Raw genomic sequence first — 26687 nt, forward strand, 5'->3', positions numbered from 1 at the left:
CCATTTTTACAAAAGTCCATAAATTCAATAAAACCTTTTTTTACCTCATTTTCAAATGGCTCTATAGGCAATTGGAAGCTATGAGAACTATCAAGGTGAATTTGATAATGTTGATCAATTATTTCAATTTCAGCGTCATAAGTTGCATTGTCCAAAAAGATGATATTATGAATACTACCATCATATCTGTGGTCCAAAATATAAACTAAATCACTCCACGTATCCAATAAATTTTCCGTTAATTGCTCTTCGCCAAAAATAACTACATCATTATATATTAAGCTTACAAACCCACATAAGTAATTCCCTTCATTTTCTTCCAAAATCCTTTGAGCCTTTTCAAAAGCTAAAGGATTCGTAATAGAAACTGCCTCAGTTATTACTTCTGGAAAAGAGCTATAATATTGTCGACCAATAAATGTTTCAATCTTAAGATTGTTCATACGACACCTCACATTTATGAGTATTCCAATAGAAATACAATGTGTGGACTGCTTGAATTTATCAAGCAGTCTCCTCTCTATAATTTTGCCGTCTAAATTTATATATCTTCAAGTCGAAGTAATTTTACATATGTCTCTAAAAGCCCCCGATAAGAACTATCTTCGGAAAACTGTAGTTTTTCATTTTTACAAAACTCCATGAATGCGAAAAATTCTCGCTTCACTTCATTTCGAAATGGCTCAATTGGCACGAAAAAGCGCTGGTTTCGATTCAGTTGTATTTCATAAAACTGATCAATTTCTTGAATTGTAGTATCAATATAGGGATGATTATCTAGAAAAACAATCCTGTGTCTGCTTCCGTCATAATGACTATTAAAAATATAAATTAAATCCCACCACGTATCTAATAAACTTTCCGTTATTTGTTCTTCTCCAAAAATCATCACACCATTATAAATCAAAGAAACAAAGCCACATAAATAATCACCCTCATTTTCTTCTAAAATCTTCTGTGCCTTTTCAATTGCTAAAGGATTAGAAATAGGATAACTTTCAATCACTAAATCTGGAAAAGCATTTAGATTTTCTTCGCCTATAAATGTTTCGAGTTTTATATTTTCCATCCTAAACACTTCACTTTCTTTTATTTTCCTACAGGGTATGCTGTACTAACATGCCCATGCCCATTGAAATTAACTTCATATTCAATTCCATTTACTTTGGCTCGAACACTTATCTTTTGCTGTTTATTTAACTGTTTAGATATCGTTAATTTATTTTTGTTAATTACTGTAATAACAATATTTTTAATATCATTAACCGATAAATCTGGATCAAAAAACGACTTATTTTCCTTTCCAGTCCAATAATTCGGATGATGTCTTTCTAAAATATGTCTCATTTTAGCTTTCGTAAAGAAAACCTTTTTACCACCGCCTACATCCAACGTGATATCTGTAAAGTTTGCTACAGCTTTTTTCGCTGCATCTTTTGACTTGCTGTAAAATGAGCGTTTGCCAATTTGCAGGATTTTCTTAGTCCCGATTTTTGTTACTGTATAATGAATAATCGCACTACCGATTCTGTATACAATGGCATGTATTATCGATGCCTCTAACCTTACAGGATTGTTTTCATAGGTTTCATGCGTTTTTAAATCCGTAAATATCGTACTGTAATGGCCATCTTCCAGTTGTTGCATCGTCACACGATAATGGTTTTGCTCTACAGTGCCGTTTTCTTCGATAACACTATCGATTACTATTTCTTCGCTTTCACTATTAAACTTGATGTCTAAATCTGCATTCAAAGCCTCGGACGTAAAAGTTGTTTGGACAAGTAATTCGTTATCGTATATTTCAATATTCCGAATATTTATCGTACTATCGTCTGAATAAACAAGATTTTTATTTAATTCATCGTATAGTTCTTGTTGGTATTCTTCTGGATTAACGTCATGTATATCATCTATAGAAATCATCACAATAGGCTCATCAGACACTACATCATAATCCTGTGCAGCAATCAAATTGGGCGCAATATTTGCAAATAGCAACCCTGCAATAATAATAGATATGAAGTGTTTTTTCCATTTCATCGTTTCATTTCCGCTTTATTATTGTAACTTTGCCATGTTGATAGTTAATGGATTTATAAAAGAGTAACTTTCAATTGTATAATCTAGAAAAGCATTGATATCTTCTTCCCCTATAAATGTTTCGATTTTTAGTTTATTCATACGACACTTCACTTTTATGGTATTCCAAGAAAAATATAATGTGGGGACTGCTTGAATTTATCAAGCAGTCTCCTGTTATAATTTTGCTGTCTAAATTTTTCTATCTTCAAGTTGAAGTAATTCATCATACGTCTCTAAAAGTCCACGATAAGAACTCTCCTCAGAAAACTGTAATTTCTCATTTTTACAGAATTCCACAAACTTAAAAAATTCCTTTTTCACTTCATTTTTGAAAAGTTCGATAGGAACTAGAAAGCGTTGGTGACAATCTAGTTGTATTTCATAAAACTCACCAACTTCTTGAATTACCGTATCATTATAGAAAGCATTATCTAAAAAAACAATTCCATGATTTCTTCCGTCATAGTATTTATTAAAAATATAAATTAAATCACTCCACGTTTCTAATAAACTTTCCGTTATTTGCTCTTCTCCAAAAATCACCACATTATTATAAATCAAGCTTACAAAGCCACATAAGTAATCACCTTCGTTTTCTTCTAAAATCTTTTGTGCCTTTTCCACAGCTAATGGATTGGTAATTGGAAAACTTTCAATTTTATATACTGGGGCAGTTATATCTTCTTCACCTATAAATGTTTCGATTTTTATTTTATTCATACGAAACCTCACACTTATGAGTAATCCAAGAAAAAATACATTGTGGGGACTGCTCAATTTAAAACAAGCAATTTTCATTTTGAATTAATTCTTTGTATGTTTCTAATACTACACGATAAGAACTATCTTCAGAAAACTGTAGTTTTTCATTTTGACAAAACTCCATAAATTCGAAGAATTTTCGCTTCACTTCATTTCGAAATGGCTTGATAGGCACTAGAAAGCATTGGTTACGATCCAGATGTATTTCATAGGACTGATCAATTTCTTGAATTGTAGTTTCGATATAGGGATGATTATCTAAAAAAACAATCCTGTGACTGCTTCCATCATAATGTGTATTAAAAATATAAATTAAATCCAACCACGTATCTAATAAACTTTCCGTTATTTGCTCTTCTCCAAAAATCACTACATCATTATAAATCAAGCTGACAAAGCCACATAAGTAATCACCTTCATTTTCTTCTAAAATGTTCTGTGCCTTTTCTACCGCTAATGGATTGGTAATAGGAATAGCTTCAGTTATTACTTCTGGAAAATTGCTATAATATTGTCGACCAATAAATGTTTCAATCTTAAGATTTTTCATACTACACCTCACATTTATGGTATTCTAAGAAAAATACAATGTGGGGACCGCTTGATAAATTCAAGCAGTCTCCTGTATATATTTTGCCATCTAAGTTTTTTCCTCTTCATTTTGAATTAATTCTTCGTATGTTTCTAAAAGTCCACGATAAGAACTCTCCTCAGAAAACTGAAGATTTTTACAAAACTCCATGAATGCGAAAAATTCTCTCTTCACTTCATTTCGAAATGGCTCGATAGGCACGAAAAAGCGCTGGTTTCGATCAAGTTGAATTTCATAAAATTGATCAATTTCTTGAATTGTAGTATAGTAATAGGGATAATTATCCAAAAAATTTATCTCCTCTTTGCTCCCATCATATCTACTTTCTAAAATATTACTTAAACTACTCCATGTATCTAATAAACTTTCCGTTATTTGCTCTTCGCCAAAAATCACCACATCATTATAAATTAAGCTTACAAAGCCACATAGGTAATCACCTTCGTTTTCTTCTAAAATCTTCTGTGCCTTTTCCACGGCTAATGGATTTGTAATAGGAAAACTTTCGATTTTATAAACTTGGGCATTTATATCTTCTCTCCCTATAAATGTTGCGATTTTAAGGTTATTCATGGAAAGCACCATACTTTCTTTGAAAATGAGTCTCATGTTAAATCCCTTAAATTAGGGGAACTGCTCATTGGAAATAAGCAGTCCCATATCCACTAGTTTCATTTACCTTTATCATAAAGTAATTCGTTATATGTTTTTAAATGACTTTTATATAAACTTTCCTCCGAGAATAAAAAGTTGCCATTTTTACAAAAGTCCATAAATTCAATAAAACCTTTTTTTACCTCATTTTCAAATGGCTCTATAGGCAATTGGAAGCTATGAGAACTATCAAGGTAAATTTGATAATACTGACCAATTACTTCAATAATGGCATCTTCATAAGTTGCATTATCCAAAAAAATGATACTTTCAGCACTACCTTCATATCTATGATCTAAAATGTAAACTAAATCACTCCAAGTATCTAATAAATTATCCGTTAATTGCTCTTTGCCAAAAATAACCGAATCATTATATATTAAGCTTATAAACCCATATAAGTAATCACCTTCATTTTCTTCTAGAATACCCTTTGCTACATCAACAGCTAATGGATTATGAATAGAATAGCTTTCAATTTTACATTCTGGAAAAGCATTTAAATCTTCTTGAACAATAAAAGTTTCAATCCTCAGTTTACTCATGATAAGCACCACGCCTTCTCTTATTTTCCAACTGGATAAGCTGAACTAATAATCCCATCTTTTTCAACATACACTCTGTAATTAATTCCATTGACTTTTCCATATACCTTTATACTATGATTACTATTCAAACTTCTAGATATTCCCAATTTATTATTATTAATTACTGTTGTAACAATATCTTTAATATCATTAACAGATAAATCTGGATCAAAAAATGTCTTTTTCTCATTTCCAGTCCAATAATTCGGATGATGTCTTTCTAGAATGTGTCTCATTTTAGCTTTCGTAAAATAAACCTTTTTACCACCACCTACATCCAACGTGATATCTGTAAAGTTGGCTACAGCTTTTTTCGCTGCATCTTTTGACTTGCTGTAATAGGAGCGTTTGCCAATTTCCAGGATTTTTTTAGTACCAATTTTTTTTATTGTATATTGAATAATCGCACTACCGATTCTGTATACAATGGCATGGATAATCGATGCCTCTAACCTTTCAGGATTGCTTTCATACATTTCATACGTTTCTAAATCCGTAAATATTGTACTGTAATGGTCATCTTCTAGTTGTTGCATCGTCACACGATAATGGTTTTGCTCTACAGTGCCTTTTTCTTCGATAACACTATCGATTACTATTTCTTCGCTTTCACTATTAAACTTGATGTCTAAATCCGCTTTCAAATCCTCGGACTCAAAAGTTGTTTGGACAAGTAATTCGTTATTATATATTTCAATATTCCGAATATTTATCGTGCTATCGTCTGAATAAACAAGATTTTTATTTAATTCATCGTATAATTCTTGTTGGTATTCTTCTGGATTAACGTCATGTAGATCATCTACGGAAATCAACACGATAGGCTCATCAGACACGACATCATAATCCTGTGCAGCAATCAAATTAGGCCCAATATTTGCAAATAGCAACCCTGCAATAATAATAGATATGAAGTGTTTTTTCCATTTCATCGTTTCATTTCCCCTTTATTATTGTATATATATTGTACCTTTGCCATATTCAGCGTCATTCCAAAAATCTTTTGTCACAGTATATTGTTGTAAGATAGCATTAAAATTTTCTTGTAACTCAACCTCCTTATATGTTTCTTTCAACTGAATAAATAGATGTGTTGCATAGGCAGCAGCAAAAGAGGTGCCCGTAAAGTCAGATGCTTGACCATGATGATTAATACTTTGTACATCCTCCCCGTTAAAAACATAATCAATTTTTCCAATAGCTGAAAAAGAGGATCGTTTATTTTGTTCATTCATTGAACCAATGGACAGTACACCATCCAATTTTGCTGGGTAGTCGGTTGCTAAGCCATATGTATTGCCAGCGGCGGCGACAATAGTAATCCCTTGCTCTATTGCTTTTTCAATAACAGATTCTAGTTCAGCATTTTGCGTTTGAAAACCAAAACTAATATTGAGAAAATCGACCTGTTTATCTATACACCAGTTAATAGCTTCTATTAAATCCTCAATTGAACCATTGCCCTTTTCATCTAACAATTTAATATCATATATTTTTAAATTTCTACCAATTGGAGCTTCACCTTCCCCTATAATAATTCCCGCGACTGGCGTACCATGATTAAAATCATCAACAATCTTTTCCCCAGGATGAATTAGATTGACTTCTTCAAATGCAACGCCTTGAAAGAAATCCAACTCTTTATTAATACCACTATCCAATACAGCTACTTTTATATAGTGGTTGTCACTTTTTATTGCTAACTGTCCGAAGGTAAAAAAACAAAGAAAGAAAATAATTAGAGACAAAAACACACCAAATTCTTTATTGATAGCGTTCACCTCCTTGCTATGTAGTTGTTAAAAATAATTCCAACATGGATGGGCTCTCTCATTGTAAAGAGAGTTATTCTGTAGGGTTTTTCGTAGTTAAGTGATGGTCATGTTGGAAAATTAAAATAGATTTATGTCTATAAATCCTTTTAGTTCTCTACAAGACAATTGAAGTTTTTCAAGAGAAGATTTTTTTAAGATTATTCTAAATTCTCACTTTAAAAAGTGTCAATAACTTTTATGTAGTTTTTCTTGCAAATTTTACGTAATGGCGATTGCTATTAGTTTAGAGGCGTTTCTTAAGGTTTTCGTGGCGTTACCTTAAATATTATTGGCGATTCTAGAAGGGTCAACCTAGCGTTAATGTGTACCCGCGGAAATCAACGGCAGTATTTATTTCTATAAAAAAAAGACATCGTGAAGTAACTCGATACCTTCTTTTTTGTATTCTTTTGAAGCTTAAAGGTTAGTTGATTGGAGCGAAGGGTGGCGACTCCTGCGGGAACGCACAAAGCGTAAGACGCAACAATCCGCGCATAGCGAGGGTTGCAGCTTACGGTGTGCCCGCGCAAATCAACGCCAGTATTTATCTCTATAAGAAAAGACATCGTGAAGTAACTCGATGCCTTCTATTTTTGTATTCTTTTGAAGTTTAACGTTTATCAAAGTTGATTGGAGCGAAGGGTGGAGACTCCTGCGGGAACGCACAGAACGTAAGACGCAACAATCCGCGCGTAGCGAGGGTTGCGTCTTACGTGTGTGCCCGCGGAAAGCGTCCGCCCGCGGAAATCAACGGCAGTAGGCATAAATAAAAAAGAGCCATCTCAATTGAGACAGCTCATATATTATTTCAAATTCCTTTGTAAAAATGCTTTTGTCCGTTCATGCTGTGGATTAGTGAAGAAAGCTTCAGGATGGTTTGCCTCGATAATGTCGCCACCATCCATAAAGACAACCTTGTTTGCAACTTCACGTGCAAAGCCCATTTCGTGCGTCACAACGATCATCGTCATATGATCTTCTGCTAAATCTTTCATTACCTTTAATACTTCACCTGTCAGTTCTGGATCGAGTGCGGAAGTTGGCTCATCAAATAATAGAATTTGTGGATTCATCATGAGCGCTCGCGCTATAGCAACACGTTGTTTTTGCCCACCAGATAAATTCGCTGGGTACGCATTCGCTTTGTCAGCAAGCCCGATTTTTTGCAGTAAATCTTGACAGCGACGTGCAATAGCATCTGATGACTCCGTTTTTAGTAAGCCTGGTGCTATTTCAAGGTTTTGCTGTACTGTTAAATGTGGGAACAAGTTAAAGTGCTGAAATACCATGCCCATTTTCGCAGTCATTTTTTTTATATCCTGTTGTTTGGCATATGTTCCGTCTTGTACTAAATAATCGCCATCGACACAAATGCTTCCCCCATTAATTTCTTCTAAATGAATTAAGCTTCGTAGCATGGTGCTTTTACCAGACCCAGACGGACCAATAACAGCCACGACATCGTTCTTTTCTATATTAAACGTGATGGTCTTTAGCACTTCTAACTCACCAAAGGATTTCTTCAAATTCGATACTTCAAGCAGTGCCATCTGTGTCACCTCTATTCAAATTTAAAACGTTTTTCTAGCCACTTAAAGAATACCGTTAAGACAAGCGTCATCACTAAATAAATAGCGCCAGCAATAAAGAATGGCACAATCGTAAAGTCACGGTTTACAGCTGTTTGTGCAAAATGCAACAATTCTGGTACAGCTACCGCGTAAAGAAGTGCCGTATCTTTAATTAATGTAACCGATTCATTCGATAATGCAGGTAACGCTACACGAAACATTTGTGGCAAAATAATGCGTGTCGTTGTTTGCCATTTTGACAAGCCTAATACTTGTGCCGCTTCGTATTGCCCTTTATCGATTGCCAATAAGCCACCTCGGAATATTTCTGCAAAGTAGGCAGCGTAATTTAAAATAAAGCCAAGACAGGCAGCAACAAAGCGATCAAGGACCATATATTCTCCAATCACAGGTACCATTGGTAAGCCGAAGCAAATTAATAGCAATTGTAGTAACAGCGGTGTACCGCGCATGATGTATATATACGTTTGAGCAAACCAAGACAATGGTTTGATACGACTTTTTACAGCTAATGTAAGTAAGAATCCAAGTGGAATCGATACAAGAATGGCTATAATGAACAGCAGCACCGTCATTTTTGCGCCATCAAGCATCGGCAAAATCATTGTTTGCCAGTAATCCGCCATAACTATTTCCCTCCAAAAAGTATAAGAGTTTCACGAGGAAACTCTTACCGACTAATAACATTCAATTATCTTGTACGAATAGCTTGATTACGACCAGTAGGCTTAAGTCGGAATTTAGCTCGTAAGTACATGCGATAGTTATCTATTTCAATACCTTATCTTCACCAAACCATTTTGTAGAAATTTCTGCTGCTGTACCATCTTCATTCATTTTATCTAAAGCGGCTTGTAGCTTTTCTAATAATGCTTCGTTTCCTGGTTTGACACCAATTCCATATTGCTCAGGTGCTAATGATTCATCTAATAGTTTGAATGTGTCAGGTTCTTGCGTCATGTAGTATTCTGCTACCACTGCATCAATAATGACTGCATCTAAACGGCCTGTTTTTAAATCTGTTAAGGCTAACACATTATCCGCAAACTCTGTGACGTTTTTCACTTCTTTGTGAATTGGGTTTGCATTCAGCGCCTCTGCAGCAGAAGACTGTGCTTGAAGTCCAACTTCTTTACCTGCTAAATCGCTTAGAGCGTTAATAGAAGATTTTTTAATTGTCATTACTGCTTGTGCATTTTCTAAATAAGGCTTTGTGAATAATACCTTTTCTTTACGCTCGTCTGTAATTGTATAACCATTCCAAATTAAATCAATGCGGCCACTAATTAACTCAGCCTCTTTCGTTTTCCAATCGATTGGTTGGAATTCAGCTTCCACTCCCATATGTTCAGCAGCAGCACGTGCTAAGTCAATATCAAAGCCAACGATTTCGTTTTTATCATCACGGAATCCTAATGGTGCAAACTTATCATCAATTCCGATTATTACTTTTTCTGTTGATTGATCTGAATCCTTCGAGCCATCTGTTGAACTCGATTTTTCTCCAGAAGTACCGCAAGCTGCTAAAGCTAGTACCGCTGTAAGCATGCATAGTATTGTGAAAATGCGCTTCATTATCTAATATCCCCTAACATTTTATATTAATTATTAGAAATAATAGTTTCGCTTTCTCTTGCTAAACTACTAACGTGTTAAAGAATATCAAAATGGCGCATTGTTGTCAATATCTTAATTGAATTATTAGAATATTATACTAGAATTCAAAAACAGCCCACCCAGAAAACTCTGGCTGAACTATTTTTAGAGTAAATTTCTATTTAATGCTGTTGTTTTAACCATTCCATTGCCACATTTGCATGTAATGCAGCACCATATTTAAAAACATCCTCATTTTGACGCATACGAGGGTTATGCACAGGTGCTTCGCCTTCTTTTCCTGTTCCTAGCACAACAAATGCAGAAGGTACTTCTTGCGAAATGTAAGAAAAGTCTTCTGAACCTCCAAGGTATCCATTATCTACTACATTTTCTGCCCCCACTATATTTTCTAAAAATGGCGTTATCGCATCAATAAATGCTGGATTGTTATATGTTGTTGGCGTATGGAATTCAATTGTCTGATATTCTCCCCGCCATGCTTTTACAGTATGATCTATCATCTCTGGGATGCGTTTACATAAATGGTCACGCGTTTGTTGATCATAGCTTCTCATATTTCCTTGTAATACCGCTTTGTCTGGAATAATATTTGTCGCCGTACCACCAGCCATCGCACCTACTGAAAATGTTACACTATGATTTGGATCTGCTTCCCGTGTCATTAATAGGTTTAAACTTGTATACAGTTGATTCATAATCATATTGGAATCTATCGTTTTATGGGGCTGTGAGCTATGTCCACCATTCCCTTGAATATTGACGATATACGTATCCATTGCTTGTGTTAATGTTCCTTTATGGACAGATAATGTGCCTGCTTGTTGATCTGGCATAATGTGAATTCCAAATGCCGCATCCACTTTTGGATTTTGTAGCAAACCATCATCAATCATTAGCTTAGAGCCATACCCCCACTCTTCCCCAGGTTGGAACAATAGTTTAACCGTTCCTTGTAACTCCGCTTCATGGTCCTTCAAAATTTGCGCAGCGCCTAACAGCATTGCTACATGTGAATCGTGACCACAAGCATGCATCACACCAGGATTTTTGGATGTAAATTCACAATCAACTTCTTCTTGAATTGGCAATGCATCCATATCAGCACGTAGAAGAATACAAGGTGTCCCCTGTCCAATTGTTGCAACTACACCTGTACATTGATCTTGTGAACCAAACCCTGCTATTTCATATTTTTCTTTAATTTCAGGTGGCACCACTCCACATTGCTTATGGGCAATGCCCATTTCATCAAGGCGTTGTTGGATATACTTTTGTGTATTTGGCAGTTCAAAGCCAATTTCCGGATATTGATGTAAATAACGACGATCTTTTATAATTTGTTCTTCATATTTCTTAGAATGTTCTAAAATATTCATCGTGTCGTAATCCCCTTTATGTTTAATAGTAAGTGTAGAACTTCAAAGTGTTGAATGAACTAATAGATTAAAATGGTCCTAACCCGATATAATGTGCGATTAATATTAAAACAAATGCCGCAAAATGTAGTATTAGGAATAGTTTCATTGAGAATTTTACCCAAGCAGAATAGCTTACATTCGACATGCCAAGCGCTGCCATTAGCCCCCCAGAAGTCGGCCATAAATAATTCGTAAAGCCGTCACCAAATTGATACACTACAACCATTACTTGTTGATTAATCCCTAATATTTTCCCTAACGGCCCCATAATTGGCATTAAAATAATCGCCTTGCCACTTCCTGAAACAACGAAGAAGTTAAAGAAAATAACAACGATAAATAGTACCAATAAAGTAATAATCGTTCCCGTATTGTTTAATATATTTGATAATGAATGTACGGCTGTATCAATTATTTGTGCTTGCGTCATTAAAATCATGACTGAACGAGCAAAACCGATTGCAAGCCCTGTAGGTAAAAGTCTAGCTGCACCAACACCAAACGTTTCAGCGGCCTCACTAGGTTTAAGTTTTAAAATGATGACTAATAAGACTGCGTAAATAGCATAGACAGCAGAAAGTTCAGGCATCCCCCATCCTAGTTTAATAGCACCGAATGCACTACCAACTAAAACGACAACTAAACCTAATAATGCCAACTTTCTTGACATTGTAAATTCTTCTTCTTCATACTCAGCTGTTTTTGTATTCTCAATTTCTTCTAAATATTCAGCAGCAACAATACTTTTACTTGGATCTGCTTTTGTTTTATTCGCATAGCGCAGAATGTAAATCATTGAAATAATAATAAAGACAATTAAAGCAACGATACGGAATACTAGTCCAGAATAGATAGGTAAGCCAACAATCGTTTGACTTACACCTGTCGTATAGAAATTAACAACACCAGCTGTAAAACCAATGGCTAAACCAACTGTTGGAATAGCGAAAGCTGTGATGCGGTCATACCCCAATCCCATAACGACTGCCATTGCAAGCGGAATGAATGGAATACCCCCTTCTCCGAATCCAATTGTTCCTAATACGGAGAACAATACGAGCAATGAGATGATAATTAGTTTTTCTTTTCCTGCTGCAACGCTTAATAATTTATGGATACCTGCTGCAATTGCACCAGACTTTTCAAGAATAAATAGTGCTCCACTTGCAAACAGCAACATCACAATGATATCTGCTGATTGTACAACCCCGTTATGTAAAGCTGTGAAAAAATCCATGAACCCTATGGGCTTTGCTTGCTCCACATACGAAAAATTGTCAGTATTTAGTTCGGTAATACCCGTATCTGGATTTACTATCCGTTCATACTCCCCACTCGGAACAATCCACGATAGTAACACAACTAGTAGCATTACTAGCATAAACATTATGTAAACATGTGGGAAATTAATACCTTTTTGTTTTTCCTTTGCTGACATGAAAAATCCTCCAAATCCCTCTTACTCGTTTATTTAATTAATGCTTTAAATAGATTCACACCTGATTCAATCAATTCGTCACGGAAATCATACTCGTGTGTATGAACATGCGGGTAGTCTTCTCCATTACCAATGAAGCAGTAAGCTCCCTTTGTTAGCTTTGTAAAATGGCCAAAATCTTCGGATCCGCGAAAAGCTTCATCTAGTTCAAGTAATGTCATTCCTTCAGATTTCGCAACGGAACGTATTTTGTCTGCACTTTCTTTGTGATTGAACGTTTCTGGGAATTCATCATTATAAGCAAAACTTACTTGCAACCCATATTGTTGTGCTTGATTTTTTGCAAAATTTTCAAGATTTTCTTGTAGTCTATTCAGCTCATCTTCATAAAGGGCACGTATAGTTAAACGAAGATCACCTGTCGATGCTGCAATTCCAAAAGCGTGCTCACCTACATCGATTTGTACAACTGTACAAAGAACAAGTCCTTTATTTAAATCAGGGGATATAAATTTAGGAATTGCATTCACAATATTTGCAATGGCAAACGCTGGATTGATGCCCTTTTCTGGCTGACTAGCATGTGTAGGTGAACCTTTCATATGAATGGTCATTCCTTTTGAAGCACATAAAGCAGTACCATCAATAATTCCTACAGTTTTGTAAGGAAGTCCACTCATGTTATGGTAGGCGAAAATTTCATCGATATTGTGTTCCTTAATGAAATCAACACATTGAATAGCCCCATCCCCTGTTTCTTCCGCTGGTTGGAAGAGGAAATAGATATTTTTGTCTGCACCTAGTTGATCGACTTCAAGTGCAAATGCCGCTAATGTCGCCGCATGCCCATCATGACCGCATTTGTGTGCTTTTCCTGGAAATTGAGAAGCCCATGGAAGATCAATCACTTCATCCATCGGCAATGCATCATAATCAGCACGGAAAGCAATATTTTGCTTAGCTGATTCTGCATGATAAATGGCATAAAACCAATTTCCTTTATCAACAATCACTAACTTTGTATACGTTTTCAAAAACTCAATTAAGTGCTGTTTTGTCCATACTTCTTCATTAGAAAGTTCTGGGTGTTGATGTAATTCGTGACGCAATTGTTTGGCTAAATCAAAATTTTTACTGTTCACTGTGTGTTTCCTCCTCAAAAGCTAATTTTGATATTTCCACCCTCATCTCTTCATCTATCAAATATTTCAAGGGTAAAATAAATCGTTTTAACCTTCTGTATATTGTATATTGTATATTATATTTAAATTTTTTCAACAAAAAAATAATTCTGTTTATTTAAAAACAGAATTACTTTTCGTGTTTAAGCGAGCAAATTAGCACCTAAAGTGGTATAAGCTCTGCTTTATCAATATTCCAATGTACTTCTTTCATGTATCTCTCTAATTCAGCTATCTCACCTTTTTTAAATAGTTCTACCATTTTTCGATGTTCATTGTTTGTTTGAGACAATCGTTTTTTTGTGATTTCTGGCTCATCAGCATGATGAAAGTTTTTCAAAAACTTCTTTTCTAATTGTAATAGCAGGTTGACAAGACTCTTGTTTGGACAAACTGATAAATATACGCCATGAAAAGCTTCCTGCATTTTATGATACATAGAGAAATTGCCAGTATTAATGGCCAAATCAATACTTTGAATATAAAATTCCATTTCATTCATATGCTTCTCAGTCAAAAAAGGTGCAGCTAAAGCAGCAGCTAAGCCATCCAATGCCCCAATAATAAAATACGTTTCTTTGGCTTCTTCCGTCGTAAGATTTTTAATTACAAAGCCTTTTCTTGGCACATTTTCTAATAGCCCTTCGGAAGAAAGTTGTATTAACGCCTCTCTAACCGGTGTCCTACTGACATTTAGGCTTTCGCTAATAGCACTTTCATTCACCTTTTTTCCAGCAATCAGATTTCCATTATTAATTTGATCTACGATATAATTATAAACATGGTCTTTTAGCGATAAATAATTATTCATAAAGTAACCTCAATTTTATATTTTTTAACAATCCTTTTTATCTACTATACACTTTTTTCTAGTATCTTAGCCATAGCCATCGCCTAATAACTATTCATTAGAAGTAATATGGTCCAACATTAATATATACTATCTGACAGTTTAGTGCAGTGTTTATGCAAAAACCAAAATAAAAAAGCGTTTATCCCTTTTTGGAATAACGCCCTCCGTTAGTTTAACTATGGATTATAAGGTATAAAATCAATGGACTTTTCTTGATACATTTTATCTTTGTACATGTACGTAATATAAATATCCCCTATATATCCGCCTGCTGGTGCAATTTGAGCTCCGATTTTTGCTATTAGGAGATTGTCTTTAACGTCAAAGGTGATTTTATTGCCAAAGTAGACATTCGCAAATAAATCATTAGCTTGAATGTGTAAAGGTTTAATATTAATAGTATATTCTCTTTCGCCTATTTTAATTTGAGCTGTGTTTGGTTTTAACTTGGATTTAACGTTTTTAAATACAATTGCCATTGGGTCCTCCACAAGCACTTCAACTGGAACTTCTACAAACTGCATATTTATTTTTTGATTTTGAATATGGAAAACGTGTGCTTCTTGTTCTAGAATTCCTGTACCAGTATCTTTGGTCAAAATTATGATTAACTCTTTCTTTCCATCATTATTGATGTCCTCATACTTAATTTGAGGTGAAAAAGTAGGATTTGTTGTGTTGATCCAATAAGGTCTTGAAAGCACGCTACCACGAAAATCAATTTTGAAATCTGTATAATTATCATTCATCTCTTTGGCAAATAAGGAAACATCTACTATATTAGACTTTGCAATTTTATCATGTTCATTTATCATAGCTTTAGCTTGAATGAAAATGAAGAATACAGAAGAAGCGAAAATTATCAGGATCATTTTTTTCAAAAGAAAACACCTCATGATTCAGTGTTCTCAATAATTCACTACTTATGCCAAAAATGATTCTTATATTTTATACAAAAAGGTGGATCGATTTGTACTTAAGTAATTTAATAATCGAGCTTAATTATTGAATAATAATTACTCAAAATGGGTTCTTATTTTTTGTTCCACAAGGTCATTAAATGAAATCGTCTCTATGCACCCCGATATTTCCCTAACATAATTTCATCATAATATTTATCTAACTGCGGTAAACCCATCTCTTCTGCAATTTTCAGCTCAGCTTCTCTATCATAATCTACTCTAATAAATTGAATGGCATTGTTTGCAAATGTACCATCTAAAATCGCATAGGATGCTGACGTTAAGTCAAGTGAATTTCCGACGCTGCCTACGTTACACAAAATCCCCTTTCTATATGTATGTAAAAAAGTTGTATGAATATCGCCGTAGAATACGATATCCGGCAGTTTATCGTAATGGATTGAATTTGTTATTTCATTATTCTCAAACATCGATAAACGTTTTTCAATTGGATGACTATCCAAAATACGTTCAAATTCACTTCTTGGAGAGGCGTGGAAAAACCTTATTAGTTGTCCATTTAATTCAAGATCAATATGAAATGGTAACGAATTTAAATACTCAAAATCTTTCTCTGTTAATCGATCTTTGTACCACTGGATAAACTCATTATCCGTAGGTGCTTGAATGAACACATCCCAATTGCCTCGAATGACTCGCTCGCAATTTTTTTGAATAAGTTCAATACATGCAGATCCTTGAGGTCCTTTACCAATTAAATCTCCTAGACAAAAAATTCTTTCAATCTCTCTTATTCGAATATCTTCTAATACTGCTTCCAATGCGGTTTTATTCCCATGAATATCTGAAATAATTGCAATCTTCGTCACAAAGCTTCCCCCTTAAAATTCCATATATTCTCTATTCGTTATTCGACAAAATCGTTATTTATTCCTTTAATAGCTCACTACATCGAAAAAAGACGTATATATTTCTGGCGCGTTCTTAATCGTTGCCTTTTTTGTACGCCAAACAACTTCTATTATAGATTTAATAAAAAGTGCAATAATCCATCGATCGTTTATTAGAACCTAAAGCGTCCCCTTAAATTTCTCTGGCTTTTTTACGTAGCTTTCGATTATAAATCCACAATCCGTACAAAGAATATATTCAACCTCTGAACCAAAGCTCATCTTATTCGAAGGATGCATCACTGCATAACCATTATGTTTGCCCTTCCCTAAATCTACACTACCACATTTTGGGCACTCCGTTAGTGTCGTGAAATGTTTCATCGAAAAACCTCCCCATTATATTACTATCAAAGGATTTCATGTAATTTAGCTCTTCGTATATTTACGACTGAACAGTAAATTGGTTTCACCTTCAATTCATTTAACTTCAGGTTTCCTACTGTATTAAGAAAATCTATAACTTCCCTATCTATTAATTATTATTTTAAAATAACATATTAGATGACTGTCGCTATGAGTATTCTCTTTTACAGTGCGTAAAGTACAATAAAATCCAAAATTTTCAGCTCTTTTTATTTATATCAAAACAATATAACAATAGCTTCTCACAAATATTCAATAAAAGAAGTATTATAGATACATGTTTGTGTCTATTTTGTTAAAGATGTATTTTATATATTGCTTTAAATATACTTTAGGAATATAGTAAATCTCGAAAGGACGTGTTCAACATGTTAGATCAACACACAATTAACGTAATTAAATCAACAGTACCTGTATTAGAGGTGCACGGCGTAGCCATTACAAAAAAATTCTATAGCAACTTATTTAAGGATAATCCATCATTATTAAATATTTTTAATCACACAAACCAAACTCAAGGTCGCCAACAAGGCGCTTTAGCAAATACAGTTTATGCAGCAGCCCAGCATATCGACAACTTAGAACCAATCGTTCCTGTAGTCGTACAAATTGCACATAAACACGTAAGTCTTGGGGTTTTACCTGAGCATTATCCGATTGTAGGTCAATACCTGCTTGCAGCAATTAAAGAAGTGTTAGGTGATGCAGCAACTGACGAAATCATCGATGCATGGGGTAAAGCTTATGGTGTCATTGCAGATATCTTTATTTCAGTAGAAGAAGATTTATATCAAGCAGCTGAACAAAATAATGGCTGGCGTGCATTTAAACAATTCAAAATTGCTCGCACTGTAAAAGAAAGTGATGATGTTACATCATTCTACTTACAGCCAACAGACGGCTCAAAAGTGCCAGCTTACAAACCAGGACAATATGTTTCAATTCGAGTAACTGCTCCAGGTGAAGAGTATTTATTAAATCGTCAATATACATTATCACAGCCAAGTAATGAACAAGAATTCCGTATTTCTGTGAAACGTGAAAGCCAGCACAATCCTAAAGGAAAAGTATCAAACTTTTTACACGATGCTGCACTGGGCACAACAATTGACGTTAGTGCGCCAGCAGGTGTCTTCACATATGAACCAACAAATGCACCTGTACTATTCATTAGTGGTGGGATTGGCGTAACACCTTTAAATGCGATGTTACAAACAATTCAAAATAAAGAAAACGTTACATTCATTCAATGTGCACGTAATGAAAATGTCCTTGCTTTCCATGAAGACATTCAAAATAAAATGAACGCATTAAACGGCCCAACTGGTTTAAGCAAGCTGTTCAGTGTATTCAAAAAAGACAGTAATGCACATCATAAAGTGTTATACTCTGAAAAAAATGAGTACATTAACGCTAACGTACTCCGCCCTCTTTTAACGAAAGATACACAAGTGTATATTTGCGGACCAACACCATTTATGGAAGCTTCTATTAATGCTTTACATGAATGCAATATCGTTGACAGTCAAATTCATTACGAATTCTTCGGTCCTGCGCTCCAATTAAATACAAAATAAAAAAAAGAACTAGCCCTGCGATGCGCAAGGCTAGTTTTTTGATACTTAAGTCTTACTCTCATTGAAAATCACTTTAATATTATATTAATTGTATCCTTAATGTTATTTTGTTGACATAGAACTGTAATATAAGCGTGTTAATATCATTATTGTACCAAGTAATACGTTTTAATGTTTTTAGGAGGATACATAATATGAAAAAGAATAAACGAAATAAGTGGGGGATGAAATTAGCAGTATTAGCGTTAGGCTCTTCTGTACTTTTTTCAACAATTGACACAGCATCAGCTGCAACATATACAGTTAAATCTGGGGATTCCCTTTGGAAGATTGCCACTCAAAACGGCATTTCTTATCAAACTTTGATGAGTTGGAATAACCTCACTTCATCAAATATTCGAGTTGGACAACAATTAACACTAAATAGCACAGCTAATAAGGCTCCTAGCACCCCTGCTAAAACACCGGCAAACCTTATCCAAATTGCGAAACAGCAATTAGGCGTAAAATATACATTTGGAGGCAGTAAACCGAGCACAGGTTTTGATTGCTCAGGCTATATCACTTATGTATATAATAATGCCGGTATTTCAACGAGCCGTAAATCAGCAGCAGGCTTTTATTATGCAGCGAAAAAGGTAAGTTCGCCACAAGTAGGTGATTTAGTATTTTTCGCTAACACTTATAAAGCAGGTATTTCTCATGCAGGTATTTATATCGGAAATAACCAAATGATTAATGCAAGTGACGGCGGCGTTAGCATCGCTAACATTAACAGCACCTACTGGAAGAAATATTTTGTAGGTTATGGTCGTTTATAATTTAAATGAAAACAGTTAGGCATGTCCTAACTGTTTTTTTATAGAATCAACGGTAAAGCCAAAATAAAATCGCCCTTTACAATTGTAATGGGCGATTTTTATTGGTTTATCGGAGATTTCAAAGGTTTACCGTTGATTATCAACGGTTATTCCTACTGAATATGTGCTACCTTTTTCGTTTTTAGTTTTGCTAAACGCAGTAAATAAATGATAAAGACGATGCCCAGTACACCTGCACCTGTTAAATAGACAGATGCATACCCAACTTGCACTGCAATCATTCCTAAAATATATGATCCAAGGGCAATACCAAGGTCAAACATTGTAAAATATGTTGCTGTTGCGTAGCCACTACGAGTATGTGCTGTTGATTGGACAGCTAATGCTTGTAAGCTGGTTGTTACCGCTCCGTAGCCAAATCCAACAAAAACTGCCGAAAATAAGAATAACGCTGGTCCTGAAACATTCGCAAGGAGGATTAATCCAATTGCAAATGAAATAATACCAGGGATAATTACAAATTGCGGCCCCTTTGTATCATAAAGCTTACCAGTATAAGGTCGTGTAATTAGCATGGCCGCTGCAAACACTGCATAAAAGAAACTAGCCACTGCCATTAGATCCTTTTGCTGTGCGTACACTGACAAAAATGATAATACACTAGCGTAGGCAAACGCAACCAAACTCGCAATAGCCGCTACTGGTAACGCTTTTCGTTCAAATAAATCATTAAATTTAAAAGTTAGTTTCCCTTGATGTTCCGGTTTCGGTAAATCATCTGTATTAATCGTTACAGCTAGAATACCACCTGCTAAAACGCAAATACTCATGACAATAAATAATACATTGAAACTGCTATATTGAATAAGGAGCAAACCGATAAATGGCCCGATAACAACTGCTAAATTCGTGGACATGGTAAAATAGCCTAGCCCTGTGCCTTTGCGACTGACCGGTACAATATCTGCTGCTAAAGAACCTGCTGCTGTCGTAATAATACTAAAGAAAATACCTTGTACAAATCGTAAAGCTAGTAAAAGACCAAATGGATGAATAAATAAATATAATATTGTACAGAAGAAATAACCTACAATCGCAATGACTAAAAGCTTTTTCTTACCAAACACATCCAATAATTTACCTGAAAACGGACGTACAATGATAGCTGATAATAAGAAACCTGATAATAGTAATCCCGCTTCCTTATCTGTTTGGTGTAGCTCGCCAATCGCATACAATGGCAAAGTCGTTACCAAACCATAAAAAACAAAAAATACTGATATATTTGTTATAAATAAACTAATGAACCGCTTCGTCCATATTTGTGTGTTGCCCTCTTGCTGCACATCAATCAACCTTTCATTTTTTGCAATAGATTTATAAATAGTGACTGTTCTTCAACAGTAAGTGAGCCTACCATTTCCTCCTCAAACGCTAATATCGTTTCAGTAATCTTTGGTAGTCGTTCCTCCGCCATCGCTGATAATGTCACAATTTTTTCGCGCTTATCTTCTCCATCAATTCGTTCCACCCAGCCTAAAGTTTCTAGCCTGGAAATAGCTCTCGTTATACTTGGCGCTTCGACATTCAAATACTTCCAAATTTGTGTCAATGTCATTGAACCATGTGTATGTAAGCAATATAAAATTGTCCATTGCGAGCTATACAGCTGATGCTGTTTCAATACTTCATTCAAACAATTTGTTAAATAGCGACTTTTTTGAAATAAAGCATGGAAAACGGGATTCATATAATCACTCTCCTTAATTATTTACCTAGCTAAATAAATACTATACGCCTCATTTTTTATGTTGTAAAGTATGTTGTTTTTGCTACAATCGGCGATTTATTAGATTTTATCAGCGATTCTTTCGTGTTTAGTAACGTTTTTAGTGACGTTTTTAAGAGCTTATCGGCGTCAATGCTTTTATCAGCGTTAGCAGGGAATTTACAATAAATGTCGAATACAGCTACTAGACTTACAAAAAAGGGAGATGGGAACATGGGGAAAAACATACTAATCATCGCAGGTGATGCTGTCGAGGCGTTGGAGATTTATTATCCATATTACCGCTGTTTAGAGGCTGGTTACAAAGTGTCTATTGCTGCACCGTCAGTAAAAAAACTACAAACCGTTTGTCATGATTTTGTTGAAGGTGTAGACACTTATATAGAGCGTCCAGCTTATGGCTTAGAAGCAACGGCGGCCTTTGCCGATATCGATCCAACGCAATTTGATGGCTTGATCATCCCTGGTGGTCGCGCGCCTGAGTACATTCGATTAAATGAGCATGTCCCAGCGATTGTGAGCCATTTCTTTGAGGCGAATAAACCTATTGCTGCTGTATGCCACGCGGCACAAATTTTTGCAACAATACCAGACGTACTTAAAGGACGTGAACTTACTGCCTATATTGCCTGCAAACCAGAAGTCCAAGTAGCGGGTGGTACGTATATCGACGCAAATTTGCACACAGATGGCAACCTTGTTAGTGGTCACGCTTGGCCTGATTTACCTGGATTAATGCGTGAATTTATTCAAAAAGTAGAAGCATAAAGATGAAGAGGATGCCGAATTGGGCATCCTCTATTTAGCTGTTTCCTGAAGCTCAACATCCAACACTTTTTGTGTTTCAGTCGTATACTTAATTCTTACATAAACACCGAATTCTTTGTCTCCTTCTTTTAACCAAAGCTTAAATTTTTCAATGGTTGCCTCTTCATTCACTTCACTACCCTCATGTAAGTAGTCAATAATTTTTGAATTGGGGTATGATGATTGTGTCTTTTCAATAGCGAGTTTCCCCCATTTAGCATAGGCAGGTGTTACCTCCGCATGTGCATCCAAAATCTCTAGTGGCAAGGCTTGAGGTAACATAAAAATTCCAAGTGCTACAAGTAATTTTCGCATGTTTTGAGCTCCTTTCTTTTTATAGAATGTGCAACATATAAAAAATCATTATGTTTCTCAGCTTAATTGAAGAAAATGGCACTGTTCTTTTTATGTATTTTTCGGTATAGCTTTGCTGTAACTACAAAAAATAAATGCTCCAGATGTTATCTTTGGAGCATCCAATATTTTAGTGTCTTTTTGTACTTGGTTGTTGAGGGTTATTATGAATTACTTTATTAAATTCTGCTGAATATTCTTCCCGATCATTTCTTTTATGTGTATCTTCCTTCTTTTTCTTTTTGAAGCTTGTTTTACTTTTCTTTGCCATTGCTAACTCCCTCCAATTTAGCTCTTTTTATTAGATTGTTGATTTTTATCATGATTGGTTTTATTGTTTTTATTCTTCGCTTTGGCATCAAATTCCGCACTGAATTCTTCATTTAGATTATCATTTGGGTTATTGTTATTACTATTACTGTCATCAAGGTCTTTACTTTTGTAAGTTCCAAAAGGATTGTGTGTCCTTGCATTCATTGTTTTTTTGCTGTTTTTGTTATTTCTATTGCCCATTGCATATTCACCTCCTACTTGTAATTTGCTCAGGAGTGAAGGAATTATGCTTTGGGGAAAACTTCAATGGGAGAAGATACAATGGCAAGATTTACAATCAAAAAATAGTGGCGATTTTTAAAAAAGGCTACTCCCACTCCGTTTTACATAGAAAAAATGTACATCACCAATAATTATTAGTAATGTACATTTTTATTTGTCATTTAGACAATTGTATATTCAGTTATATTCAGTAAAGCACCAACTGCACCTGAAAAACCGTGGTCATTGATAAATATAGGTGTATGCTTTTTCGTCCGTGTATAATTGGCAATAACATGTGTAAGGTGGTCATTATGACTAAGAGTTGAGCCGATATAAACGATATGCTGCGCATTTTTTTCCTCGGCATATTGAATACTTAGTGTAGTAATAACCTCACCGACAAGTCCTTGCACAGTCGCAATAATATCCTCTGGAGGATGTTTCACTTCCTCAGTAATACCGACCTTACCAAAATTACTTGCAGTTAAATGACCGTCAATTGGCGTATCCATTCCTTGATAAATATCTTTTACTAGTAAATCTACACCTTCACGATTACCTCTTGTAGCCAGCTCACGGATTTCATTGTAATCTGTAATTCCTGTTGTAAGCGCTGACAATCCAATTAATGTTCCACCGCCTACGCCTGTACCACCAACACGAATATGTGTATTATCTTCCATATAATGAATGGAAGTTCCAGTTCCAATATTGGTAATCATACTACGCTCAAAGTAATATCCTTCTTTATTTAGTAAAAAACGAACACCCTTCAATGTAGCTTCAAATTCTACTATATAATGAATCGATTTCATTGTTTTTATGACATCAAGTAATTGTTCTGTACGTCCCCCCGTAACACCAATATCCTCAATATCTGGATTATTTTTAATCCATTCCATTACAGATTGCAAATCATTTGACGGAAAAGTTGTTAAAACAAGTTCGTTGTGCTCGTCTAAGTAGGCAACCTTCGTCAATGTGCCGCCTGCATCAATACCTATAGCCTTTGGCATACCATTCTCCTTTAACTTTATTCAGCAGAAAAATTTTTCCTACCTAAATAGATGGTTAGATGAATACTAGTTTACTCTTTTATTCAGTGAGTGTCTAAACGCTAACTGATTAAAGTTCATGCCTCCGGCGATTGTCAACGATTTCGAAAGGAGTTTATTATTGTGTATGCACAATTCAAAATCCTGACACACTGGTTTTGCGTGAAAGCGAAACGTCAGCAATAATTTAGCCGAGGCGCAATTGAATATTCGCCCTCCCTAAACTTTACCGCTGTTGAAATGATTGTGCAATAACTTGGCAAACTTTCATGAAAAAAAACATGAAAAATAGCATAATTAATAGATAAATCCAACAAATATTAACATTTTATGTAAAAAAAGAGCCGCTGTTAAAACAGTCGACTCTTTTTTGATATTATAACATTCTAAAATGCTTACAATTATTGTGCAGAGTATCCGCCATCAATTACAAGCTCGCCACCTGTGATATAAGAAGCTTCATCAGATGCTAAGAATAAAATAGCATTTGCAACTTCTTCTGGTTGTCCAAGACGGCCCATTGGAGTAGCACGAACTAACATATCCATTGCTTCTTTGAATTGACCGATGTTAGCAGTCATTGGTGTTTCAATTACTCCAGGGAAAACTGTGTTTACACGAATGTTAGATTTACCTAATTCAGCTGCAGCAGCACGTGCGATTGCGCGTAAAGAACCTTTTGATGCTGTATAAGAGTTTAAACCTGAACCGATAATAGCAGTGTATGATGATGTATTAACGATTGAGCCTTTTCCAGCTTCTTTCATGTATTTAGAAACGTGTTTAATTCCTAAGAAAGGACCGAATGAGTTAATTTTGTGCATGATAGCCCAATCTTGGTCTGTAATATCTTGAGGAGATTTTTGTGAAGAAATACCAGCATTATTGATTAAAATATCGATACGTCCGTATTTTTCAACAACTGCTTTTGTAAATTCAGCCCAGTTTTCATCAGAAGAAACATCTAATTTCATGCCTTCTACGTTTTCTAATTCAGAAATTTTAGCTAAATTTTCTTCGTTAATATCAGCAGCAATTACGATTGCGCCCTCTTTAGTGAATAGTTCTGCCATTGAGGCACCCATTCCTGATGCGCCACCTGTAATAATTGCGATTTTGTTGTCTAAACGTCCCATTAAAAAAACTTCCTCTCTCTTCTATTTCGCCTAAGCGTATTGAGCGTTGTTATGTAACTTAAGTACAAACAGTCGCCTAGCACTTTAAAACTAATGCAGTTTTTTGTTAAACTGTATATGCTTAAATAGTTTATTATTAAACTTTATCATAGTTTTGAAGCGTTTTCAAAGAATATGACCGAAATTTGAACAATCTGTTTTCACTTTCCTCAATTTTGCGATACGATATACATTGAGGCTTGACTATTTGAACGGAGGAAAAACACGTGAAAGATCAAAAAACACTTTATAAAGAAGCGATGCAAGTTTTAAAAGAAACGAGTCGCACATTTTATATACCTATTACTTTTTTAAAAAATGATTTAAAAATGTCAGTCGCTGCTGCATATTTAGCGATGCGTGCCATTGACGAAATCGAAGACCATGAAGAACTTTCGAATGATGTGAAATTCGATTTACTTTCCGCAACAAGTGAATTATTAAAGGAAGAGTTCGATGCAGTAGCCTATAATACTTTACTAGCACCATACGCTGAACAATTACCTGAAGTTTCCCTTCGTTTAGCGGATTGGCTAACATTTTGCCCAGATGGCTCTCGAGAAATTGTCCAAGCATCTACAAGTGAAATGGCATATGGCATGGCAAAATGGGCAAAAGCAAATTGGCAAGTGCATACACGTGAAGATTTGGATGACTATACATACTATGTTGCAGGACTCGTTGGGACAATGCTGTCAGAGTTATGGGCATGGGGTGCAGACGTTCAAACAGATCGCGATTTAGCTATTGGCTACGGTCGTGGACTACAAGCCGTCAATATTTTACGTAATCAGCATGAGGATTTAGACGAGCGTGGTGTAAGCTTTGTGCCGGACGGTTGGACACGAGAAGACTTGTTTGCCTATGCCGAGGAAAACCTAGCAAAAGCAGATCTTTATATGAAGGCAATCAATAAGCGCACGATTTTATTGTTCTGTCGCCTCCCACTTGCTTTAGCCCATAAAACATTAAAAGCGATGCAAGAAGGTCGTGAAAAAATGACGCGCGCTGAAGTAGAGCAAACTGTAGAAGAGATTCAAAAATAGGTGCCTGACACCCACACAATTCACTACAATTCATAAAAATTCAAAAGCCCTTGTGTTGAGAACTGTCTCACTCAAGGGCTTTTTTGTTCATATAACGCTGACGAATCGACTAATTAGCTCATAGCCGAAATATAGAGAAAGTACCGATAATAATGTAAAGACAACCTTTTCTACTTTTCCGCCAGTTTTCGTTGTTAAAGGAAAACGCACTGCTATGTTAATCGGGAAAAAGAGCTTCACCCCTTGTTTCGTCCCCATATCAAGAACGATATGACTCATCATTCCTACTAAAAGTCCGGCAATAATCGATTCATATGGGATTATTGCGTGTAACAGCATCGCTACAAGAAACAAAAACAGTAAACTATGTGTAAAGGAGCGATGTCCAAATAGCTTGTTTACAAATTTTGAAATGATGGGAAATGTCCGCCCAATTTTGCTTCCGCCATGGCAAATATCCGGAATTAATGCACCAATAATACCCGCTCCAACTAATACGAACGGATTATCATTTGAAATTTGAGCAAAGGCAAGGCTAGCCGTGATGCCTCCAATGATGTGTGTATTCCCTTGCATAATTACTCCCTCTCTATGTAGTGAAATTTTACTTTCCTAATGTAACATATTCTCCTCAAAAAAAGAACATACATTCCAAACATATGTTTTATTTTTTTACTTTACGTTGACTAAT

Annotated in this window: 31 protein-coding genes; 4 read left to right on the forward strand and 27 right to left on the reverse strand. The window is 35.3% G+C overall.

All coding sequences use genetic code 11. The annotated features are described in order from the left end of the window. The 19 genes from ACIP9C_RS01405 to ACIP9C_RS01495 all read right to left on the reverse strand — a co-directional run. Window positions 1-443 (reverse strand): hypothetical protein (locus ACIP9C_RS01405; RefSeq protein ID WP_401007950.1); only part of this gene is annotated, 443 nt, incomplete at its 3' end. Window positions 444-541: 98 nt separating this feature from the next. After that, the gene (locus tag ACIP9C_RS01410; RefSeq protein ID WP_401007952.1) at window positions 542-1069 is read right to left on the reverse strand and encodes a hypothetical protein; all 528 of its coding nucleotides are present in this window, start codon (window positions 1067-1069) and stop codon (window positions 542-544) included. Window positions 1070-1089: 20 nt separating this feature from the next. Beyond that, on the reverse strand, window positions 1090-2043 hold the full coding sequence (locus tag ACIP9C_RS01415) for an SAR2788 family putative toxin (protein ID WP_401007954.1): 954 nt from the start codon (window positions 2041-2043) through the stop codon (window positions 1090-1092). A gap of 231 nt (window positions 2044-2274) precedes the next feature. Next, window positions 2275-2805, reverse strand: coding sequence for a hypothetical protein (locus ACIP9C_RS01420; RefSeq protein WP_337981591.1), 531 nt, complete (start codon window positions 2803-2805; stop codon window positions 2275-2277). 58 nt (window positions 2806-2863) lie between these two features. After that, window positions 2864-3397, reverse strand: a complete 534-nt coding sequence (locus ACIP9C_RS01425) for a hypothetical protein (protein ID WP_401007956.1) — start codon at window positions 3395-3397, stop codon at window positions 2864-2866. 90 nt (window positions 3398-3487) lie between these two features. Further along, window positions 3488-4012 carry a hypothetical protein gene (locus tag ACIP9C_RS01430; RefSeq protein ID WP_401007958.1) on the reverse strand — a complete coding sequence of 175 codons (525 nt, stop codon included), beginning with the start codon at window positions 4010-4012 and terminating at the stop codon, window positions 3488-3490. Window positions 4013-4110: 98 nt separating this feature from the next. After that, complete coding sequence (locus tag ACIP9C_RS01435; RefSeq protein WP_401007960.1) at window positions 4111-4638, reverse strand: hypothetical protein; 528 nt, start codon at window positions 4636-4638, stop codon at window positions 4111-4113. A gap of 20 nt (window positions 4639-4658) precedes the next feature. Next, window positions 4659-5612, reverse strand: coding sequence for an SAR2788 family putative toxin (locus ACIP9C_RS01440; RefSeq protein WP_401007962.1), 954 nt, complete (start codon window positions 5610-5612; stop codon window positions 4659-4661). 18 nt (window positions 5613-5630) lie between these two features. Then, on the reverse strand, window positions 5631-6461 hold the full coding sequence (locus ACIP9C_RS01445; protein ID WP_401007964.1) for a S8 family peptidase: 831 nt from the start codon (window positions 6459-6461) through the stop codon (window positions 5631-5633). A gap of 836 nt (window positions 6462-7297) precedes the next feature. Continuing rightward, window positions 7298-8044, reverse strand: a complete 747-nt coding sequence (locus ACIP9C_RS01450; RefSeq protein ID WP_401007966.1) for an amino acid ABC transporter ATP-binding protein — start codon at window positions 8042-8044, stop codon at window positions 7298-7300. An 11-nt stretch (window positions 8045-8055) separates the two neighbouring features. Beyond that, window positions 8056-8712: an amino acid ABC transporter permease gene (locus ACIP9C_RS01455; RefSeq protein ID WP_172771027.1), complete on the reverse strand. Its 657-nt coding sequence runs from the start codon at window positions 8710-8712 to the stop codon at window positions 8056-8058. Window positions 8713-8854: 142 nt separating this feature from the next. Continuing rightward, entirely contained in the window at window positions 8855-9661 is an 807-nt protein-coding gene (locus tag ACIP9C_RS01460; RefSeq protein ID WP_401007969.1) for an amino acid ABC transporter substrate-binding protein, read from the reverse strand. Between the two features lie 203 nt (window positions 9662-9864). Beyond that, window positions 9865-11082 carry a M20 metallopeptidase family protein gene (locus tag ACIP9C_RS01465; RefSeq protein ID WP_401007971.1) on the reverse strand — a complete coding sequence of 406 codons (1218 nt, stop codon included), beginning with the start codon at window positions 11080-11082 and terminating at the stop codon, window positions 9865-9867. Window positions 11083-11149: 67 nt separating this feature from the next. After that, window positions 11150-12562, reverse strand: coding sequence for a YfcC family protein (locus tag ACIP9C_RS01470; RefSeq protein ID WP_401007972.1), 1413 nt, complete (start codon window positions 12560-12562; stop codon window positions 11150-11152). A 29-nt stretch (window positions 12563-12591) separates the two neighbouring features. Then, complete coding sequence (locus ACIP9C_RS01475; RefSeq protein ID WP_401007973.1) at window positions 12592-13704, reverse strand: M20 metallopeptidase family protein; 1113 nt, start codon at window positions 13702-13704, stop codon at window positions 12592-12594. A gap of 202 nt (window positions 13705-13906) precedes the next feature. Then, entirely contained in the window at window positions 13907-14554 is a 648-nt protein-coding gene (locus ACIP9C_RS01480; RefSeq protein WP_172771022.1) for a GntR family transcriptional regulator, read from the reverse strand. 218 nt (window positions 14555-14772) lie between these two features. Next, window positions 14773-15477 (reverse strand): hypothetical protein, encoded by a 705-nt coding sequence (locus ACIP9C_RS01485; protein ID WP_401007976.1) that lies wholly within the window; start codon window positions 15475-15477, stop codon window positions 14773-14775. Window positions 15478-15668: 191 nt separating this feature from the next. Next, window positions 15669-16388: a metallophosphoesterase family protein gene (locus ACIP9C_RS01490; RefSeq protein WP_401007978.1), complete on the reverse strand. Its 720-nt coding sequence runs from the start codon at window positions 16386-16388 to the stop codon at window positions 15669-15671. 201 nt (window positions 16389-16589) lie between these two features. Beyond that, on the reverse strand, window positions 16590-16793 hold the full coding sequence (locus ACIP9C_RS01495; protein WP_401007979.1) for a transcription initiation factor TFIIIB: 204 nt from the start codon (window positions 16791-16793) through the stop codon (window positions 16590-16592). Between the two features lie 410 nt (window positions 16794-17203). Between ACIP9C_RS01495 and hmpA the strand changes: the two genes are divergently transcribed. Together hmpA and ACIP9C_RS01505 are read left to right on the forward strand one after the other, a co-directional pair. Then, window positions 17204-18412 carry an NO-inducible flavohemoprotein gene (gene hmpA / locus ACIP9C_RS01500; protein WP_401007981.1) on the forward strand — a complete coding sequence of 403 codons (1209 nt, stop codon included), beginning with the start codon at window positions 17204-17206 and terminating at the stop codon, window positions 18410-18412. A gap of 194 nt (window positions 18413-18606) precedes the next feature. Continuing rightward, the gene (locus ACIP9C_RS01505) at window positions 18607-19233 is read left to right on the forward strand and encodes a C40 family peptidase (RefSeq protein WP_401007983.1); all 627 of its coding nucleotides are present in this window, start codon (window positions 18607-18609) and stop codon (window positions 19231-19233) included. A 152-nt stretch (window positions 19234-19385) separates the two neighbouring features. Here the strand turns inward: ACIP9C_RS01505 and ACIP9C_RS01510 are convergent, their stop codons facing one another. Together ACIP9C_RS01510 and ACIP9C_RS01515 are read right to left on the reverse strand one after the other, a co-directional pair. After that, on the reverse strand, window positions 19386-20585 hold the full coding sequence (locus ACIP9C_RS01510; RefSeq protein WP_401009163.1) for an MFS transporter: 1200 nt from the start codon (window positions 20583-20585) through the stop codon (window positions 19386-19388). Then, window positions 20585-20983, reverse strand: a complete 399-nt coding sequence (locus ACIP9C_RS01515; RefSeq protein ID WP_401007985.1) for a MarR family winged helix-turn-helix transcriptional regulator — start codon at window positions 20981-20983, stop codon at window positions 20585-20587. Before ACIP9C_RS01515 ends, ACIP9C_RS01510 begins: the two co-directional genes overlap by 1 nt. A 252-nt stretch (window positions 20984-21235) precedes the next feature. On the opposite strand from ACIP9C_RS01515, the gene ACIP9C_RS01520 reads away from it, so the two are divergent. After that, entirely contained in the window at window positions 21236-21790 is a 555-nt protein-coding gene (locus ACIP9C_RS01520; RefSeq protein ID WP_401007987.1) for a DJ-1/PfpI family protein, read from the forward strand. A gap of 30 nt (window positions 21791-21820) precedes the next feature. Here the strand turns inward: ACIP9C_RS01520 and ACIP9C_RS01525 are convergent, their stop codons facing one another. The 5 genes from ACIP9C_RS01525 to ACIP9C_RS01545 all read right to left on the reverse strand — a co-directional run bounded on the left by ACIP9C_RS01525 (window position 21821) and on the right by ACIP9C_RS01545 (window position 24911). Beyond that, a complete protein-coding gene (locus tag ACIP9C_RS01525; RefSeq protein ID WP_401007989.1) occupies window positions 21821-22144 on the reverse strand; it encodes a DUF3889 domain-containing protein in 324 nt (107 codons plus the stop codon). A 169-nt stretch (window positions 22145-22313) separates the two neighbouring features. After that, window positions 22314-22454 carry a hypothetical protein gene (locus ACIP9C_RS01530; protein ID WP_401007991.1) on the reverse strand — a complete coding sequence of 47 codons (141 nt, stop codon included), beginning with the start codon at window positions 22452-22454 and terminating at the stop codon, window positions 22314-22316. 17 nt (window positions 22455-22471) lie between these two features. Continuing rightward, the gene (locus ACIP9C_RS01535) at window positions 22472-22696 is read right to left on the reverse strand and encodes a hypothetical protein (protein ID WP_172771013.1); all 225 of its coding nucleotides are present in this window, start codon (window positions 22694-22696) and stop codon (window positions 22472-22474) included. 203 nt (window positions 22697-22899) lie between these two features. Further along, window positions 22900-23736, reverse strand: a complete 837-nt coding sequence (gene coaW / locus ACIP9C_RS01540) for a type II pantothenate kinase (protein WP_401007994.1) — start codon at window positions 23734-23736, stop codon at window positions 22900-22902. Window positions 23737-24176: 440 nt separating this feature from the next. Further along, entirely contained in the window at window positions 24177-24911 is a 735-nt protein-coding gene (locus ACIP9C_RS01545) for an SDR family NAD(P)-dependent oxidoreductase (RefSeq protein ID WP_401007998.1), read from the reverse strand. A 266-nt stretch (window positions 24912-25177) separates the two neighbouring features. Between ACIP9C_RS01545 and ACIP9C_RS01550 the strand changes: the two genes are divergently transcribed. Next, complete coding sequence (locus ACIP9C_RS01550) at window positions 25178-25996, forward strand: squalene/phytoene synthase family protein (RefSeq protein ID WP_401008001.1); 819 nt, start codon at window positions 25178-25180, stop codon at window positions 25994-25996. Window positions 25997-26083: 87 nt separating this feature from the next. Here ACIP9C_RS01550 and ACIP9C_RS01555 read toward each other — a convergent pair whose 3' ends face one another. Then, on the reverse strand, window positions 26084-26572 hold the full coding sequence (locus tag ACIP9C_RS01555; RefSeq protein ID WP_401008003.1) for a metal-dependent hydrolase: 489 nt from the start codon (window positions 26570-26572) through the stop codon (window positions 26084-26086). Between the last annotated feature and the right edge of the window lie 115 nt (window positions 26573-26687).

Source organism: Lysinibacillus sp. NPDC093210 (genome assembly GCF_044753985.1).
Lineage (GTDB): Bacteria > Bacillota > Bacilli > Bacillales_A > Planococcaceae > Lysinibacillus.

Bases quoted from the DNA above. Each gene is read 5' to 3' on its own strand.
- ACIP9C_RS01410 (WP_401007952.1), bottom strand. From the start codon at position 1,069: ATGGAAAATATAAAACTCGAAACATTTATAGGCGAAGAAAATCTAAAT.
- ACIP9C_RS01415 (WP_401007954.1), bottom strand. From the start codon at position 2,043: ATGAAATGGAAAAAACACTTCATATCTATTATTATTGCAGGGTTGCTA.
- ACIP9C_RS01420 (WP_337981591.1), bottom strand. From the start codon at position 2,805: ATGAATAAAATAAAAATCGAAACATTTATAGGTGAAGAAGATATAACT.
- ACIP9C_RS01425 (WP_401007956.1), bottom strand. From the start codon at position 3,397: ATGAAAAATCTTAAGATTGAAACATTTATTGGTCGACAATATTATAGC.
- ACIP9C_RS01430 (WP_401007958.1), bottom strand. From the start codon at position 4,012: ATGAATAACCTTAAAATCGCAACATTTATAGGGAGAGAAGATATAAAT.
- ACIP9C_RS01435 (WP_401007960.1), bottom strand. From the start codon at position 4,638: ATGAGTAAACTGAGGATTGAAACTTTTATTGTTCAAGAAGATTTAAAT.
- ACIP9C_RS01440 (WP_401007962.1), bottom strand. From the start codon at position 5,612: ATGAAATGGAAAAAACACTTCATATCTATTATTATTGCAGGGTTGCTA.
- ACIP9C_RS01450 (WP_401007966.1), bottom strand. From the start codon at position 8,044: ATGGCACTGCTTGAAGTATCGAATTTGAAGAAATCCTTTGGTGAGTTA.
- ACIP9C_RS01455 (WP_172771027.1), bottom strand. From the start codon at position 8,712: ATGGCGGATTACTGGCAAACAATGATTTTGCCGATGCTTGATGGCGCA.
- ACIP9C_RS01460 (WP_401007969.1), bottom strand. From the start codon at position 9,661: ATGAAGCGCATTTTCACAATACTATGCATGCTTACAGCGGTACTAGCT.
- ACIP9C_RS01465 (WP_401007971.1), bottom strand. From the start codon at position 11,082: ATGAATATTTTAGAACATTCTAAGAAATATGAAGAACAAATTATAAAA.
- ACIP9C_RS01470 (WP_401007972.1), bottom strand. From the start codon at position 12,562: ATGTCAGCAAAGGAAAAACAAAAAGGTATTAATTTCCCACATGTTTAC.
- ACIP9C_RS01480 (WP_172771022.1), bottom strand. From the start codon at position 14,554: ATGAATAATTATTTATCGCTAAAAGACCATGTTTATAATTATATCGTA.
- ACIP9C_RS01495 (WP_401007979.1), bottom strand. From the start codon at position 16,793: ATGAAACATTTCACGACACTAACGGAGTGCCCAAAATGTGGTAGTGTA.
- hmpA (WP_401007981.1), top strand. From the start codon at position 17,204: ATGTTAGATCAACACACAATTAACGTAATTAAATCAACAGTACCTGTA.
- ACIP9C_RS01505 (WP_401007983.1), top strand. From the start codon at position 18,607: ATGAAAAAGAATAAACGAAATAAGTGGGGGATGAAATTAGCAGTATTA.
- ACIP9C_RS01515 (WP_401007985.1), bottom strand. From the start codon at position 20,983: ATGAATCCCGTTTTCCATGCTTTATTTCAAAAAAGTCGCTATTTAACA.
- ACIP9C_RS01520 (WP_401007987.1), top strand. From the start codon at position 21,236: ATGGGGAAAAACATACTAATCATCGCAGGTGATGCTGTCGAGGCGTTG.
- ACIP9C_RS01525 (WP_401007989.1), bottom strand. From the start codon at position 22,144: ATGCGAAAATTACTTGTAGCACTTGGAATTTTTATGTTACCTCAAGCC.
- ACIP9C_RS01530 (WP_401007991.1), bottom strand. From the start codon at position 22,454: ATGGCAAAGAAAAGTAAAACAAGCTTCAAAAAGAAAAAGAAGGAAGAT.
- ACIP9C_RS01535 (WP_172771013.1), bottom strand. From the start codon at position 22,696: ATGGGCAATAGAAATAACAAAAACAGCAAAAAAACAATGAATGCAAGG.
- coaW (WP_401007994.1), bottom strand. From the start codon at position 23,736: ATGCCAAAGGCTATAGGTATTGATGCAGGCGGCACATTGACGAAGGTT.
- ACIP9C_RS01545 (WP_401007998.1), bottom strand. From the start codon at position 24,911: ATGGGACGTTTAGACAACAAAATCGCAATTATTACAGGTGGCGCATCA.
- ACIP9C_RS01555 (WP_401008003.1), bottom strand. From the start codon at position 26,572: ATGCAAGGGAATACACACATCATTGGAGGCATCACGGCTAGCCTTGCC.